This window comes from Microbacterium sp. EYE_78 (assembly GCF_023149035.1).
Taxonomy (GTDB): domain Bacteria; phylum Actinomycetota; class Actinomycetes; order Actinomycetales; family Microbacteriaceae; genus Microbacterium.
Map to the genome: position 1 here is coordinate 51,500 of NZ_JAHXMY010000001.1, position 15,468 is coordinate 66,967.

The 15,468-nt window shown below is 71.3% G+C and carries 12 protein-coding genes; 4 read left to right on the plus strand and 8 right to left on the minus strand.

The genetic code is table 11. The features are described from left to right. Window positions 1–6 precede the first annotated feature (6 nt). From KZX17_RS00260 to sigJ, 3 genes are all read right to left on the minus strand, one after another. Window positions 7–1,557 (minus strand): malate:quinone oxidoreductase, encoded by a 1,551-nt coding sequence (locus KZX17_RS00260; RefSeq protein ID WP_248171595.1) that lies wholly within the window; start codon window positions 1,555–1,557, stop codon window positions 7–9. Window positions 1,558–1,675: 118 nt separating this feature from the next. Beyond that, a complete protein-coding gene (locus KZX17_RS00265) occupies window positions 1,676–2,746 on the minus strand; it encodes an aspartate-semialdehyde dehydrogenase (RefSeq protein WP_248171594.1) in 1,071 nt (356 codons plus the stop codon). A 153-nt stretch (window positions 2,747–2,899) separates the two neighbouring features. Next, window positions 2,900–3,796, minus strand: a complete 897-nt coding sequence (gene sigJ, locus KZX17_RS00270; RefSeq protein WP_248171593.1) for an RNA polymerase sigma factor SigJ — start codon at window positions 3,794–3,796, stop codon at window positions 2,900–2,902. 75 nt (window positions 3,797–3,871) lie between these two features. On the opposite strand from sigJ, the gene KZX17_RS00275 reads away from it, so the two are divergent. Next, entirely contained in the window at window positions 3,872–4,615 is a 744-nt protein-coding gene (locus KZX17_RS00275) for an SDR family oxidoreductase (RefSeq protein ID WP_248171592.1), read from the plus strand. Window positions 4,616–4,625: 10 nt separating this feature from the next. Here the strand turns inward: KZX17_RS00275 and KZX17_RS00280 are convergent, their stop codons facing one another. After that, window positions 4,626–5,912 carry an aspartate kinase gene (locus KZX17_RS00280; RefSeq protein ID WP_248171687.1) on the minus strand — a complete coding sequence of 429 codons (1,287 nt, stop codon included), beginning with the start codon at window positions 5,910–5,912 and terminating at the stop codon, window positions 4,626–4,628. Window positions 5,913–6,077: 165 nt separating this feature from the next. Here KZX17_RS00280 and KZX17_RS00285 point away from each other — a divergent pair, with 165 nt between their 5' ends. Together KZX17_RS00285 and KZX17_RS00290 are read left to right on the plus strand one after the other, a co-directional pair. After that, window positions 6,078–7,469, plus strand: coding sequence for a threonine/serine exporter ThrE family protein (locus KZX17_RS00285; RefSeq protein ID WP_248171591.1), 1,392 nt, complete (start codon window positions 6,078–6,080; stop codon window positions 7,467–7,469). A gap of 16 nt (window positions 7,470–7,485) precedes the next feature. Then, window positions 7,486–7,881 (plus strand): hypothetical protein, encoded by a 396-nt coding sequence (locus KZX17_RS00290; protein WP_248171590.1) that lies wholly within the window; start codon window positions 7,486–7,488, stop codon window positions 7,879–7,881. A 6-nt stretch (window positions 7,882–7,887) separates the two neighbouring features. On the opposite strand, the gene KZX17_RS00295 is transcribed toward KZX17_RS00290, so the two are convergent. Genes KZX17_RS00295 through KZX17_RS00305 form a run of 3 tightly spaced genes read right to left on the minus strand, consistent with a single transcriptional unit; the run spans window position 7,888 to window position 11,608 of the window. Next, complete coding sequence (locus tag KZX17_RS00295; RefSeq protein ID WP_248171589.1) at window positions 7,888–8,829, minus strand: DMT family transporter; 942 nt, start codon at window positions 8,827–8,829, stop codon at window positions 7,888–7,890. Between the two features lie 43 nt (window positions 8,830–8,872). Next, a complete protein-coding gene (gene recR, locus KZX17_RS00300; RefSeq protein WP_248171588.1) occupies window positions 8,873–9,466 on the minus strand; it encodes a recombination mediator RecR in 594 nt (197 codons plus the stop codon). Window positions 9,467–9,469: 3 nt separating this feature from the next. After that, window positions 9,470–11,608 (minus strand): DNA polymerase III subunit gamma and tau, encoded by a 2,139-nt coding sequence (locus KZX17_RS00305; RefSeq protein ID WP_248171587.1) that lies wholly within the window; start codon window positions 11,606–11,608, stop codon window positions 9,470–9,472. A gap of 90 nt (window positions 11,609–11,698) precedes the next feature. Here KZX17_RS00305 and KZX17_RS00310 point away from each other — a divergent pair, with 90 nt between their 5' ends. Next, complete coding sequence (locus KZX17_RS00310) at window positions 11,699–12,805, plus strand: FAD-dependent oxidoreductase (protein WP_248171586.1); 1,107 nt, start codon at window positions 11,699–11,701, stop codon at window positions 12,803–12,805. A gap of 13 nt (window positions 12,806–12,818) precedes the next feature. Here KZX17_RS00310 and KZX17_RS00315 read toward each other — a convergent pair whose 3' ends face one another. Continuing rightward, the gene (locus tag KZX17_RS00315; protein WP_248171585.1) at window positions 12,819–15,431 is read right to left on the minus strand and encodes a glycoside hydrolase family 65 protein; all 2,613 of its coding nucleotides are present in this window, start codon (window positions 15,429–15,431) and stop codon (window positions 12,819–12,821) included. Between the last annotated feature and the right edge of the window lie 37 nt (window positions 15,432–15,468).

Here is a 15,468-nt window from a genome sequence, read left to right on the forward strand (position 1 = left end):
CGCGCCTCAGGGGTTGATGTGCAGCGCCGCGGCGGTGGCGTCCAGCACGCTGCGCGCCGTCTCGGGGTCGTCGTTGAGGGTCGTGCCGTACGTCGGGATGAGGGCCCGCAGTTTCGGCTCCCACGCGGGAAGACGGTCGGGGAAGCAGGTCCTCAGGAGCCCCAGCATGATGGATGCCCCGGTGGAGGCGCCCGGCGAGGCGCCCAAGAGGCCTGCGATGCTCCCGTCCGCGGAGCTCACGACCTCGGTGCCGAACTGCAGCACGCCGCCCTTCTTCGGGTCCTTCTTCATGACCTGCGCACGCTGCCCGGCCTGCAGGAGCTCCCAGTCCTCGCCCTTCGCGCTCGGCATGAAGTCGCGCAGCGAGTCCACCTTCTTCGCGTGACTCTTCAGCAGCTCGCTGACGAGGTACTTGATGAGGCCCGGGTTGTCGATCGCGACCTTGAGCATCGGCAGGATGTTGCCGGGGCGGACCTGCGCGACGATGTCGGTGACGCGCCCGTTCTTGAGGAACTTGGGGCTGAAGGTCGCGAACGGCCCGAACAGGAGCGAGGCCTCACCGTCGACGACGCGCGTGTCGAGGTGGGGCACCGACATGGGCGGAGCCCCCACGGACGCTTGCGAGTAGACCTTCGCCTTGTGCTGGGCGACGAGTGCCGGGTTCGAGGTCTTCAGCCACTGGCCGCCGATGGGGAACACGCCGTAGCCGGAGATCTCGGGGATGCCGGAGCGCTGCAGCAGCTTGATGGCCCAGCCGCCGGCGCCCACGAAGACGAACCGGGCACGCACCTTGCCGGGCGTCCGGCCGACGGTGTGCCGGTACGTGACCTCCCACGTGCCGTCCTTCCGGCGGTCGAGGTCGCGGACCTCGCGGTTCGTCTCGACGTCGACACCCTGCTCAGCGAGGTGGTCGAAAAGCTGTCGCGTGAGCGCACCGAAGTCGACGTCGGTCCCGGCGGGGACCCGGGTCGCCGCGAACGGCTCGCCCTTCCGTCGCTGCTGCATCAGCAGCGGCGCCCACTGGTTGATGACCCGGGAGTCCTCGGAGTACTCGATGCCCGCGAACAGGGGCTGCTCCTTCAGGACCTCGTAGCGCTTCTTGAGGAATGCGACGTCCTTCTCGCCCCGCACGAACGTCATGTGCGGCGTCGCGTTGATGAAGGTGGACGGCTCATCGAGCACGCCCTGCTCGACGAGGGCGCTCCACAGCTGACGGGACTGCTGGAACTGCTCGTTGATGCCGATCGCCTTCACGGGGTCGATCGTCCCGTCGGGCGCCTCGGGCGTGTAGTTCAGCTCGCAGAGGGCGGCGTGGCCGGTCCCCGCGTTGTTCCACGCGTTGGAGGACTCCTGAGCGACCTCCGACAGACGCTCGAAGACGCCGATCTTCCATCCCGGCTCGAGCTGGGTGAGGAGTGTCCCCAGCGTGGCGCTCATGATGCCGCCGCCGATGAGGATGGCGTCGTACGTGTCCTCCGGACTCACCGAGGCCGGACCCGCTGCGGCGGCGTTCTCGGCGGCGTTCTCGTCTGCTCCGGAGTTGTCAGTCACGGTCATCCAGTCTACGTCTCCCCCGCGCCGGCGATCGTCGTGGGCGGGCACTGCGGGGCGCAGGAAACCGGGTTCTTTCCGCAGGTGAAGGGGCGGATGCCGGAGGCGGGCACCCGGCATCCGGTCAGACGCGCGCGGAGAGACCCTCCGCGACGAGTTCGGCGATCTGGACCGCGTTCAGCGCGGCACCCTTGCGGAGGTTGTCGTTGCTGATGAACAGGACGAGCCCCCTGCCCTCGGGCGCGGACTGGTCGGCGCGGATCCGGCCGACGTAGCTCGGGTCCGAGCCCGCGGCGCCCAGCGGCGTGGGCACGTCGGCGAGCTCGACGCCGGGAGCGGCTGCGAGGAGCTCGGCGGCGCGTGCCGGGGTGATGTCGCGCGCGAACTCGGCGTGGATCGACAGCGAGTGACCCGTGAACACGGGGACGCGAACACAGGTGCCCGCGACACGGAGGTCCGGGAGCCCGAGGATCTTCCGGCTCTCGTTGCGGAGCTTCTTCTCCTCGTCCGTCTCGTCCTGCCCGTCGTCGACGATGCTGCCGGCGAGCGGGATGACGTTGAATGCGATCGGGGCGACGTACTTCTGCGGCTCGGGGAACTCGACTGCGCCGCCGTCGTGGACGAGGCCGATGGTCTCCCCCTGCGCGAGGACGGACTCGACCTGGCCCAAGAGCTCCTCGGCGCCGGCGAGGCCCGAGCCCGAGACCGCCTGATAGGTGCTCACCGTGAGGCGTTCGAGGCCCGCCTCGGCGTGCAGCGGCCCGAGGACCGGCATGGCGGCCATGGTCGTGCAGTTGGGGTTCGCGATGATGCCCTTGGGGAGGTCCTGGATCGCGTGCGGGTTGACCTCGCTGACGACCAGCGGCACCTCGGGATCCATCCGCCAGGCGCTGGAGTTGTCGATGACGACGGCTCCCGCCTCGGCGAAGCGGGGGGCGTGGGCGCGGGAGCCGGTCGCGCCGGCGGAGAACAGCGCGATGTCGATGCCCGTCGGGTCGGCGGTGGCGACGTCCTCGACGACGACGGCCTTTCCGTCGAAGTCGATCGTCGACCCGGCGGAGCGTGCGGTCGCGAACAGTCGGAGCTCGCGGATCGGGAAGCCTCGCTCGATGAGGATCTCGCGCATCACCGTGCCGACCTGGCCGGTGGCGCCCACGACGGCGACGGAGAATCCCGATTCGGAGATGACGGTCATGGCGGTTCCTCGAAGGTGCGGCGCGCTGCGACGGGCATGACGCAGGCGCGGAAGAGCGGGTTTCGGCGATTCTACCGGCGGCGCGGATGCGGGATCCCGCATGTGTCGTCGCAGGACCGTCGCGCACCGACCGGTTCCTGCCGATCGCGGGGCTCAGGTCCAGCTGCGCAGCTTCTCGGGGTTCCGCATGATCCAGACGTCGGTGACGCGGTCGGCATCCGTCGCGAAGGTCACGACGGCGGCGACCTCGCCGCCGAGCCGGATCGCGATACCGGCGCCGTCACCCGTCTCGACCGGCTCGTACCGCGCCGCGGGCTCCTTTCCAGCGAGCCCGATGAGGAAGCGCGCGACGTGGTCGGCGCCCCGCACCGGCCGCCGGGCCGCGGAGACCACCCCGCCGCCGTCCGACACGAGCACGACGCCGGGCGCGAGGACGCCCACGAGCGCGTCCAGACGACCCGTCGCACTCGCGGCCGCGAACGCGGCGACGACCTCGTCGTGCCGCCGCCTCGCGACCGACGCTCCGGCCCTGCGCCCGGCGTGCCGACGGGCGGATGCCGCGAGCTGCCGACACGCGGCGGACGAGCGCCCCAGCACCTCGCCGATCTCATCGAACGGGACGTCGAACACGTCGTGCAGCACGAATGCGACGCGCTCCGCGGGGGTGAGCGTCTCGAGGACGATGAGGAGCGCCGTCGAGACGCTCTCGGCCTGCACCGCGGCGCGCTCGGGATCCGGTGTCGCCGCGCTCGATCCGAGGGGCACCGGCTCGGGGAGCCACTCGCCCACGTAGTGCTCCCGTCTGCGGCGGGCCGAGCCGAGCACGTCGAGACAGATGCGTCCCGTCGTCCGCATGAGCCACGCGCCGGGCGACACGACGGACGCACGTGCGTCCGGCGCCAGCCGCACCCACCGGACGAAGGCCTCCTGCACGGCTTCCTCTGCATCGGCGAGGCTGCCGAGCATCCGGTAGGCCGCCGCGATCAGGACGGACCGGTGCGCGTCGACGTCCGCCGAGTCCCGCGCGGGGGTCGCCGCGGCATCCCTCATCGCATCTCCGTCCCGCACCTCACATCCGGGGAGGCTGCATCGTCATCACAGTGACACACCTTCGGAGGGAGCGACATGAGGATCGCAGTGGCAGGCGGAACGGGAACGGTCGGACGACTCGTGGTGGAGCACGCGCGACGCGAAGGGCACGACGCCGTCGTCCTGTCGCGGGCGGCCGGGGTCGACCTGCGCGACGCACAGGCGGTGAGGCGGGCGCTGCGCGGTGCGGACGCGGTGGTGGATGCGGCGAGTACCGCGACGACGAGCGGGCCGCGAGCGACGGAGTTCTTCACGGCGACGTCAAAGATCCTGCTCGCCGCGGCTGAGCAAGAGTCGGTCCCCCACGTCGTGCTGCTGTCGATCGTCGGGATCGATCGGAACCCGAACGGCTACTACGCCGGCAAGGTCGCGCAGGAGGCGCTGTACGAGGACGCCCCGGTGCCGTGGACGATCCTCCGGGCGACCCAGTTCCACGAATTCGCGGGGCAAGTGGCGGCGCAGGCCTCCCTCGGTCCGCTGCAGCTCGCACCCCGGGCGCGGGTACAGCCCATCGCGGCGGCCGAGGTGGCGGCGAGGCTCGTCGAGCTGGCCGCGGCAGGGGCCCAGGGCCGGGCTCGCGACATCGCCGGCCCGCACGAGGAGCGCCTCGAACGGATGATCCGCGCGTGGGTGCGTCGGCACGGTGCGAGACGACCCGTGGTGCCGCTCAACGTGCCGGGGGCGCAGATGCGCGGCCTGCGTCGCGGGCTGGCGCTGCCCGGCGCGCAGGCGAGTCTCATCGGGCCGACGTTCGATGAGTGGCTGACGGCGCTCGGGTGAGCGCCGCCCGTCAGCGTCCGGTGCCGGCGTAGACCACGGCCTCGGCGTCGCCGTCGAGCCCGTACGCCGTGTGCACGACGCGCGCGGCGTCGGCGAGGTCGTCGCCGCGCACCACGACGGAGATGCGGATCTCGGACGTCGAGATCATCTCGATGTTCACTCCCGAGGTCGACAGCGCCTCGAACAGGGTCGCCGAGACACCCGAGTGGGTGCGCATCCCGGCACCGACGACCGAGAGCTTGCCGATCTGATCGTCGTGGACGAGCTTGTCGAAGCCGACCGACTCCTGCTCGACCGACAGCGCGCGCAGGGCCGTCGACGCCTCGGCCTTGGGCAAGGTGAACGAGATGTCCGTGCGACCGGTCGCGGCAGCCGACACGTTCTGGACGATCATGTCGACGTTGGCGCCGGACTTCGCGACGATCTTGAAGATCTCGGCCGCCTTGCCGGGGACGTCCGGCACTCCGACGACGGTGATCTTCGCCTGACTGAGGTCGGTGGCGACACCGGTGACGATGGGCTCTTCCATCTCTTCTCCCTCCGGGTGGTGCGGGGCGGTCATCCCGGCACCGAGGACGTAGGTGCCGACGCCCGAGCTGAACGTCGAGCGGGCGTGGATCATGACGCCGTGACGGCGGGCGTATTCGACGGCGCGGATGTACAGCACCTTCGCACCGTTCGCCGCCAGTTCGAGCATCTCCTCGGCCTGCACGGTCGAGAGCTTGCGCGCCTTGGGGACGACGCGCGGGTCGGCCGTGAAGATGCCGTCGACGTCGCTGTAGATCTCGCACACGTCCGCCTGCAGGGCGGCGGCGAGGGCCACCGCCGTCGTGTCGGATCCGCCTCGACCGAGCGTCGTGATGTCCCGGGTGTCGCGGCTGAACCCCTGGAAGCCCGCCACGATGACGATCGCACCCTCGTCGAGTGCTTCGCGCACGCGGACGGGCGTCACGTCCACGATGCGCGCGGCGCCGTGGGAGCTGTCGGTGATCATGCCCGCCTGGCTGCCCGTGAACGAGCGAGCCTCGAACCCCATCGAGTTGATCGCCATCGCGAGCAGCGCCATCGAGATGCGCTCACCGCTGGAGAGCAGCATGTCGAGCTCACGGGGTGCCGGCAGCGGCGAGACCTGCGACGCGAGGTCGAGGAGCTCATCGGTCGTGTCGCCCATCGCGCTGACAGCGACCACGACGTCATCACCTGCGCGGCGGGCGTCGACGATGCGTTTGGCCACACGGCGGATGCTCTCGGCGTCGGCGACGGACGAACCGCCGTACTTCTGGACGATCAGGGCCATGTCGGACACTCCCGGGTGGATGCCGGGCGCAGCCGGCGGGCGGAGACTCACGCCCGGACCCATCCTAAGGAGCGCGGCATGCGCACGCTGCCATGTGACGTGCGCAGTCACGTGCGCCGGGGGCTCCGACCGGTCGATCAGCCGCGCTGATTTAGGCTGGCGGACATGAGACGCCGCCGGATCCTTTCGTCTCTGCAGTCCCTCGTGCGAACCCCCGAGGTGACCTCGCCGCACACCGAGATGATCCCCGTCATCGACGACGCCTTCGCCGTCCGCGTGCTCGACCTCGCGATCCGGATCGGCGAGGCGATGCTCGCTGCGGGCGCCCCGGCGAGCGAGGTCACCCTGACGATCGTCCGCGTCGCGGGCATGTTCGGCCTCGACCCCGTCCACGTCGACGTCAGCTACAACTCCATCACCGTCGCGCACCACCGCAGCGGTGCGGATCGGCCGATCACGCTCATGCGCGTCGTGCGGACGCAAGCTCCCGACCACGCCCGGCTGCAGCGCCTGCAGGCACTGGTCGCGGAGATCCGATCCGGGATGCCGATCGACGCCGCACGTACCCAGTTCCGCGTCGTGCGCCGAACGCCGTTCGCCTACCACCCCCCGGTCGTCGTCGGCGCGCAGGCGCTTCTCGCCGTGGGGGTCGCCTTGATGTTCGGCGCCAACTGGCTCGTCATCCTCCTGACCTTCCTCGCCGCCGGCGCGACCGCGGTGACGCAGTTCCTCCTCGGCCGTGCGCGCGTGCCCTTCTTCTTCAGCCAGATCGCCGGTGCCTTCGTGCTCACCCTCATCGCGGCGCTCGCGCCGGGGCTCGAGGCCACCGGCTGGGCGGCGGCCGCCGACATCCGACCCTCCGTCATCGTGGCGTCGGGGATCGTGCTCATGCTCGCGGGCCTCACGGTGGTGGGCGCCGCGCAGGACGCGATCGACGGCTTCGCCCTCACCGCGATGGGACGCATCCTCGAGCTCACGACGCAGACCCTCGGCGTGGTGCTCGGCATCCTCATCGGCCTCGAGACCGCCCGAGTCGTCGGCGCCGGAATGGACCCGCCGAACGACCCGCTGCCCTTCGGTCCCCTGCCGCTGCAGTTCGTCGGCGCGGCGCTCATCGCCGTTGCGGTCACGATCTACAACGGCGCGGGTCTGCGGGTCGTCGTCGTCAGCGTCGGCCTGAGCGTCGTGGCCTGGGCGGGATACACCGCCTCGGTCGGACTCGGGTTCGACACCGCCGCGGCCAGCGGCGTCGGCGCCTTCGCCGGGAGCCTCCTCGGCATCGTGGCGGCGTACCGGCTGCACGTGCCCTCGGTCGCGATCACGACCGCGGCGATCCTTCCGATGGTGCCGGGAGCCGCGGTGTTCCGGGGTCTGCTCGGCGTCGTCGAGTCGGGGTACAGCACCGTCACCCTGCTCATCGGGTTCACCACGCTCGCCTCGGCGGCGACGATCGGCATCGCCCTCGCGGTGGGTGCATCGCTCGGCATCTATGTCGGGCAACCCCTGCGCGCCTCGCTCGGCAGCGTCATCAAGGCGCGAGCGCGGGTGCGCTCGTGAGCCCTACGCTCGAGGGATGAGCGCTGCGAGCGACGAGATCTGGAACCGCGCCCTGGAGGACGACGCCCCCACGACCGTGGGTGACGCCGCCGTGCGGCGGGTCGTGACCTTCCACGGCGCGGTGACGGACGCCGGACTCTGGTCGGCGATCGAGACGCACGCGGACGACGACGAGGCACCACTCGAAGCGATCGCCGACGCGTTCCGCACCCTGGGCCTCGAGGCCACCGCGGAGACCATCGAGCGCGCAAGCGCGGAACACGAGCAAACCGCCGGCATCGGCGACGACGACGCCTGGAGCGATGCGCAGGAGCGCGTCGACGACGAGTACATCGTCGAGGACGACGACATCACCGCCGCGATCGAACGCACCCTCGCGCAGGAGCCCGAGCTGTTCGCGCCGACCGGATGAGCGGCGTCAGCCGAGGGCTGCGGGTGGCGGCATCCGCCGTCGCCGAAGGCGGAAGCCCCCGGTGCCGGCGAGCCAGCAGCCCGCGATGACGAGCGGGAGCCCGATCGCGAGACCGACCGTCAACGCCTCGCCCAGCACGAGGGCACCGAGCAGGATGGCGACGATCGGGTTCGCATAGGTGAACAGGGGCGCCCGCACCGGACCGACCTCGGCGATGAGCGCGAAGAACACCACGAACGCGACGGCCGTGCACAGCACGCCGAGCGCGACGAGCGAGACGGTGCTCCTGACCGTCGGCATCTCGGGTGTCGTGAGCACACCGATCGGGAGGTAGAACAGGCCGACGGCGGCCATCGACAGCGTGATGGTCCCGAGCGAGGGGACGTCGTGCAGCTTCGTGGTGACGAGGAACGGCGCGATCGCGTACAGCAGCGCGACGAGCAGGACCTCGCCGATCGACAGGAGTCCCGGGATGCCGGCGACGGCCAGACCGGGACCCGCGACGATCACCACCAGTCCTGCGAACCCGAGGCCGAGCCCTGCCGCGCGCCGGGGTGCCAGGGCTGCGCGATCGCCGCGCACGAGCGCGATGAGTGCGGCGAAGAGCGGGACCGTCGCCACCAGCAGTCCCGTGAGACCGGACGGCAGGGTCTGCTCGGCGTGCCCCAGCAGGACGAAGGGACCCGCCATCTCGATCGCGCCGAACGCCAGCACCCACGGCCATCGGCGCAGGGCAGGACCCAGCGCACGTCGGTGCAGAGCGATCGGCAGGAGCAGGAGCGCCGCCAGCAGGGTCCGCCCGGCGACGACGGCCGCCGGGGAGTACGACGCGACGGCCTCTTTGATGAAGAGGTACGGCATGCCCCACAGGAGTGCCATCGCGGCGAACAGGAGCCAGCCACGGGAGGAGATCGTCGTCGTCGTCGACGGGGCGGATGCCTGGCTCACGCGCTCACGCTAGCGCGCCCCGACGACATCGACCGTCGCGGGCTCAGACGGTGCGGCGGCCCTCGAACGCGCGCCCGAGGGTGACCTCGTCGGCGTACTCCAGGTCGCCGCCCACCGGCAGGCCGGACGCGAGGCGCGTCACGCGGATCTCGAGCGTGTGCAGCAGGCGACTGAGATAGGTCGCCGTCGCCTCGCCCTCGAGGTTCGGGTTGGTGGCGAGGATCACCTCTGTCACGGTGCCGTCCGCGAGGCGCTGCATGAGCTGAGCGATGCGGAGGTCGTCCGGTCCGATGCCGGCGATCGGACTGATGGATCCGCCCAGCACGTGGTACAGACCTCGGAACTCCCTCGTGCGCTCGATGGCCGACACGTCTTTGGCGTCCTCGACCACGCAGATGAGGGTGCGATCGCGCCGGGGGTCACGGCAGATGGAGCACTGGGGCTGCTCCGAGACGTTGCCGCAGATCTCGCAGAACCGGACCCGCTCCCGCAGCTCGGAGAGCAGGTGGGCGAGCCTCGACACGTCGAAGGACGGGGTCTGCAGGATGTGGAACGCGATCCGCTGCGCGGACTTCGGGCCGATGCCCGGCAGCCGACCGAATTCGTCGATCAGGTCTTGGACGATGCCGTCGTACATGGATCAGCTGAACCTCGTGGGCGGCGTGTACGGCTCTTCTCGCACGAACCGCGCGCCGAGGATCTGCCGGACCACGGCCTCGCCGACGCGCTCGATGCCGCCCGGACGCGGGCCCCGCGGCGGCTCGGGTGGGCGGGGCGCGGGCACGGTCAGCGCCGGGATCGGGGCGTCGGCGTCCACCGGCGGCGGGACGTCATCCTCGTCCGGGGGCTCGAGCGCCTCGACCGGCATCACGTCGCCCTCGTGGACCGGAGCCGCCTCGCGCACCGCCGTGAGCGTCCGCACGGCGGACGGTGCGGCATCCTCGGGCTCGTCGTCGACGGCGAACTGCGCGGACGGGAGCCCGTCGTCACTCGGAATCGGTGCGACGGCCCATTCTGTCACCGGCGCGGCGCTCGCGGATGCGACGGCCGCGGGGGCTGAGCGCGAGGCCGACGGCGCGGCTGCGGTCGTCGATCCCCCGACGTCCCTCTGCGGACCGGTGTCGGGCGGGCCCGGATCGCGAGGACCCTCATGTCCTACCCCGCCGGGCGGTGGGGGCGTGGGGTCCGCGTCGTGGCGGGTCAGGTACTTCACGCGCACACCGAGGACGGAGAGGATCGCCGTCCGGAGGTCCTCGCTCGGCCCCTTGCCTGCGGTGAGCTTCTTGAACGACTGCACGTCCGAGTGGTTCTGGAAGGACAGGGTGAGGATGTCGCCCTCGGCGTACGCGACCGGACGGGATGCGGTCGCGATCATCCACGACGTGCGGCTGATGTCCTCGAGGCGCCGGAGGATCTCGGGCCACGAGTCGCGGATCTGCTCGAAGGTCACCGGCCCGCTCGGGACCGGTGGGGCGGGCGGCGCGGGTGTGGCGACGGCGGGCTCCGCGGGCGCGACCGTCCGGGCTGGTTCGGGGTTCGACGCCGACGGAGCCGGGGCAGACGCCACCGGGGCAGACGCCACCGGGGTCGACGGGACCGGGGCGGACGCCGGGGGCGCGGATGCCGGGACGGGCGACGCTGCTGCCGTCGCCGCGGGAGCGGATGCCGCGACGCCGGCGTCCGCGGTCGCGAGGACGCGGGCAACGAGCAGCTCGAGCTGCAGTCGAGGCGAGGTGGTGCCCGTCATGTCGTCGAGCGCCGTGACGACCAGGTCGGCGATGCGGGAGAGCCGGTCGGTGCCGAAGGCTGCGGCCTGGCGGCCCATCCGGTCGAGCTCGTCGGCGGGTACGCCGCGGAGGACGGCGCGCGCGCCCTCGCCGGTCGCGGCGACGATGATCAGGTCGCGCAGGCGTTCGAGCAGGTCGTCGACGAACCGACGCGGGTCCTGCCCCGTCTGCACGACGCGGTCGACGGCGCCGAAGGCCGCTGCGGCATCACGCGCCGAGAACGCGTCGACCACCTCGTCGAGGAGCTCGGCGTGGGTGTACCCGAGGAGCGCCACCGCTCGCTCGTAGGCCACGGCGCCGTCCTCGGACCCGGCGATCAGCTGGTCGAGCAGCGACAGGGTGTCGCGAGGCGAGCCGCCGCCGGCACGAACGACGAGGGGCAGGACGCCCGGCTCGACCGAGACGCCCTCGGCTGCGCAGAGCTGCTCGACGTACTCGAGCATCGCGGCGGGTGCGACCAGGCGGAACGGGTAGTGGTGGGTGCGCGAGCGGATCGTGCCGATGACCTTCTCGGGCTCGGTCGTCGCGAAGATGAACTTGACGTGCGCGGGAGGCTCCTCGACGAGCTTCAGCAGGGCGTTGAATCCCTGCGCCGTGACCATGTGCGCCTCGTCGAGGATGAAGATCTTGAACCGGTCGCGCGCAGGCGCGAACACCGCCCGCTCGCGCAGGTCGCGTGCGTCGTCGACGCCGTTGTGGGATGCCGCGTCGATCTCGACCACGTCGAGCGACCCTCCGCCGCCGCGGCTGAGCTCGCGGCAGCTGTCGCACTCGCCGCACGGGGTGTCGGTCGGCCCCTGTGCGCAGTTGAGGCAGCGTGCCAGGATGCGCGCCGAGGTCGTCTTGCCGCATCCGCGCGGGCCGGAGAAGAGGTAGGCGTGCCCGACGCGATCGCTGCGGAGCGCCGTCATCAGCGGCTCGGTCACCTGCGACTGCCCGATCATCTCGCCGAAGGTCTCCGGGCGGTAGCGGCGGTAGAGGGCGGTGGTCACCAGAACAGACTACGGCGTGGCACCGACATCCGACCCGTCGCCCGACGCCGCTCGGGAACACCCCGCCCCTGCGGGGCGTTGACCGCCGGCATGAGCGCCTCCCTCGTCGACGTCGCGGTGATCGGCGCCGGGCAGGCCGGGCTGTCGGCCGCCCACCACCTGCGACGGCGCGGGTTCGTCCCGGCGTCCTCGGGCGAGGACGGCCCGACGTTCGTCGTCCTCGATGCCGAGGACCGAGCCGGCGGAGCCTGGCAGCATCGATGGGCCACGCTGCGCATGGGGACGGTCAACGGCATCCACGAGCTCCCCGGTCATCCCGTGCCCCCGGCGGATCCCGCTGCGCCGAGCCGCGAGGTGCTGCCGGCGTACTTCGACGAGTACGAACGACTGCAGGACCTCCGCGTGCACCGGCCGGTCCGCGTGCGCTCGGTCCGCCGCGAGGACGACGATGCCGGCGGCCGCCTGCTCGTGACCGCCGAGACGCCGGACGGAGCGGCATCCTGGCGAGCGCGCTACGTCGTCAACGCGACCGGCACCTGGCGCCGTCCCTTCTGGCCCCACTACCCCGGGCAGGAGCGGTTCGCGGGCGTCCAGCTGCATGTGCACGACTACGTGGCCGCCGACGCCTTCGCCGGGCGTCGCGTCGTCGTGGTGGGAGCAGGGGTCTCGGCGATTCAGCTGCTTGACGAGATCTCGGCCGTCACCGACACCTTCTGGGTCTCGCGCGCCGAACCGAAGTGGGATGCCGACGCCTTCGACACGGCCGCCCGCATTCAGGCGATCGCCGGCGTCGAGGAGCGCGTGCGCCGGGGCCTGCCGCCCGGCAGCGTCGTCTCGGTCACAGGAGCGCACTGGTCGCCCTGGGCGCAGGCCGCGCAGGACCGGGGGGCGCTCGTCTGGCATCCCATGTTCACCGCCGTCGAACCGACGGGGGTGCGGATGCCGGACGGCACCCTCGAACCCGCCGACGCGATCCTGTGGGCCACCGGGTTCCGTGCCGACATCGCGCACCTGTCACCGCTGGGTCTGCGCACCGAGGCGGGCGGCATCCGGGTGCGGAACACCCGCGCGATCGACGAGCCGCGCCTCTTCCTCATCGGGTACGGCCCGTCGCAGTCGACGATCGGCGCGAACCGCGCCGGGCGGGACGCGGTGCGCGCGATCGTCGCGGCGATGCGGGAGACCGGATCGGCCTGATCCTCGGGACGACTCAGGCGTCGACGCCGACGTCGTTCGCGTCGACGGTGCGGATCTGCTGCGTCCGCGTGTCAGGCTCCAGTCGCGCCTGATCGTTCGCGCCCGAATCGGCCGTGACGATCGGGATCGTCCCGGTGTGCACCGGTACCGAGGTCGCCGCGGTCGCGTCGGGGACGGATGCCGACAGCAGCGTTCCGTCCTCACGGAGCTGTTCGCCGATCTGGCGGAGCGTCGGCCGCCCGGGGATGACCGGCCCCTGGCCTTCGAGCCGCACGGTGACGGTCTCTCCGCCGGCGACCGTGTAGCCCGCTCCCCGCACGGTGAACGAGACCGGGCCGCCCTCGCCGGCGGCGACCGTCAGCTCGTCGCGCCGGACCGTGACCTGCAGCCTCGTGCCGTGCCAGTGCAGCGTGTACGAGAGGGACGGCCACGCCGCGGGCAGTCGTGGATCGAAGCTCAGCGCCCCGCGGTGGTCGCGCATGCCGCCGAATCCGGCGACCAGCGCCGTCCAGACGCCGCCTGCGGAGGCGACGTGCACCCCGTCCGAGGCGTTGCTGTGCAGGTCGCCGAGGTCCACGAACGCCGACTGCCGGAAGTACTCGAGGGCGAGGTCCTGGTAGCCGACCTCAGCCGCGAGGATCGCCTGTACGACCGCGGACAGCGTCGAGTCGCCCGTTGTCAGCGCGTCGTAGTACTCGAAATCGGCGAGCTTCTCGGCGGGGGTGAACTGGTTGCCCTGCAAGAAGAGGGCCAGCACGACGTCGGCCTGCTTGAGCACCTGGTAGCGGTAGATCACGAGCGGGTGGAAGTGCAGCAGCAGCGGCCGCTGCTCCTTCGGGGTGTTCTCGAGGTCCCACACTTCGCGCTCCAGGAAGATCGCGTCCTGGGGGTGGATGCCGAGGGCATCGCTGTACGGGATGTGCATCGCCTCGCCGGCCGCCTGCCAGGCGATGGGTTCCGCTTCGTCGAGGTCGAGGCGGTCGACCATCGCGCGGTACGCTTCGGGCTCGTCGACCGACATCTCCCGCACGACGCGCGCCGCGTACCGGAGGTTGTACCGGGCCATGACGTTGGTGAAGAGGTTGTCGTTGACGACCGTCGTGTACTCGTCCGGTCCGGTCACGCCGTGGATGTGGAAGCTCTCGGGTTCGCCGCCCTCGGTGAAGCGCCAGAATCCGAGCGTCGCCCACAGCCGCGCGGTCTCGACGAGGATGTCGACGCCCTCGCGGTGCAGGAACTCCGTGTCGCCGGTCGCGCGGACGTACTTGCCGAGCGCGAAGGCGACGTCGGCGTTGATGTGGTACTGCGCGGTGCCGGCGGCGTAATACGCCGAGGCCTCTTCGCCGTTGATGGTGCGCCAGGGGAAGAGCGCACCCGCCTCGTTGAGCTGGCCGGCGCGCTTGCGCGCGGCGGGGAGCATGAGCGACCGCATCCGGAGCGCGTTCCGCGCCCACAGCGGGGTCGTGTAGGCCAGGAACGGCAGGACGTAGACCTCGGTGTCCCAGAAGTAGTGGCCGCTGTACCCCGAGCCGGTGACGCCCTTGGCGGGAACGCCGAGCGAGTCGGCGCGCGCCGCCGCCTGCGCGAGCTGGAACAGGCACCACCGGGTCGCCTGCTGCAGGTCGTCCTGCCCCTCGATCACGACGTCCGACCGCTCCCAGAACGCCTGGACCCAGGCCTCCTGGCGCTCGAAGAGGTGCGCGATGCCTTCGTGCTCGACGCGGTCGAGCGTCCGGCGGGCGCGCTCGACGAGCTCCCGCGCCGGGACGCCGCGGGAGGTGTGGTACGCGACGGCTTTGGTGATGGTGACGGGCACACCCTGGCGCGCCTGCACCCGGAAGACGTTCTTCGCGATGTCGGGTTCGACCAGCGACCTGGTCGAATAGTCGTTCTCCGTCTCGACGATGTGGTCGGCGACGACGGCCACGGTCATCCCGGATGCCGTGACCTTGTACGACAGCGCCGCACGGCTGCCGTCCTGCCAGTAGTCCTCGGGCTGGAGGACGCGATCGGTGAAGCCCTCTGCCTTCCGCGGATCGAAACCGGCGTCCTGCTTCCGGCCGGGCTTTCCGCCCCCGCCGTAGACGTCCTGACCGTCCTGCCGGTTCACCATCTGGCAGCTGACGGTCACCGGGGCGTCGGCGTTGAGGACCGTCACCGAGATGCGCATGACCGCGACGTGCCGCTCCTCGAACGAGACCATGCGCTCGTAGTCGATGACGACGTCCTTGCCGCTCGGTGTCATCCAGCGGATGTGGCGCGTCAGGACACCGCGACGCATGTCGAGGGCGCGCTCGTACTCCCGGAGATCGGCGATGTCGAGCGAGAGCGGCTCGTCGTCGACATAGACGCGCATGACCTTGCTGTCGGGCGCATTGATGATCGTCTGACCGACCTCGGCGAAGCCGAACGCCTGCTCGGCGTGCCGGATCGGGAAGATCTCGTGGAAGCCGTTGAGGAACGTGCCGTGCTCCTGCGCGTGCCGACCCTCGGGGTGGTTGCCGCGCAGTCCGAGGTAGCCGTTGCCCTCGGCGAAGAGGGTCTCGGTGACTCCGACGTCGTCGAGCGAGAACGAGGTCTCGACGAGACGCCACGGGTCCACGGGGAAGCGATGACGATCGATCATGCGGGTCTTTCTTCGGGTGGGGGGGTCGAGATGCCGG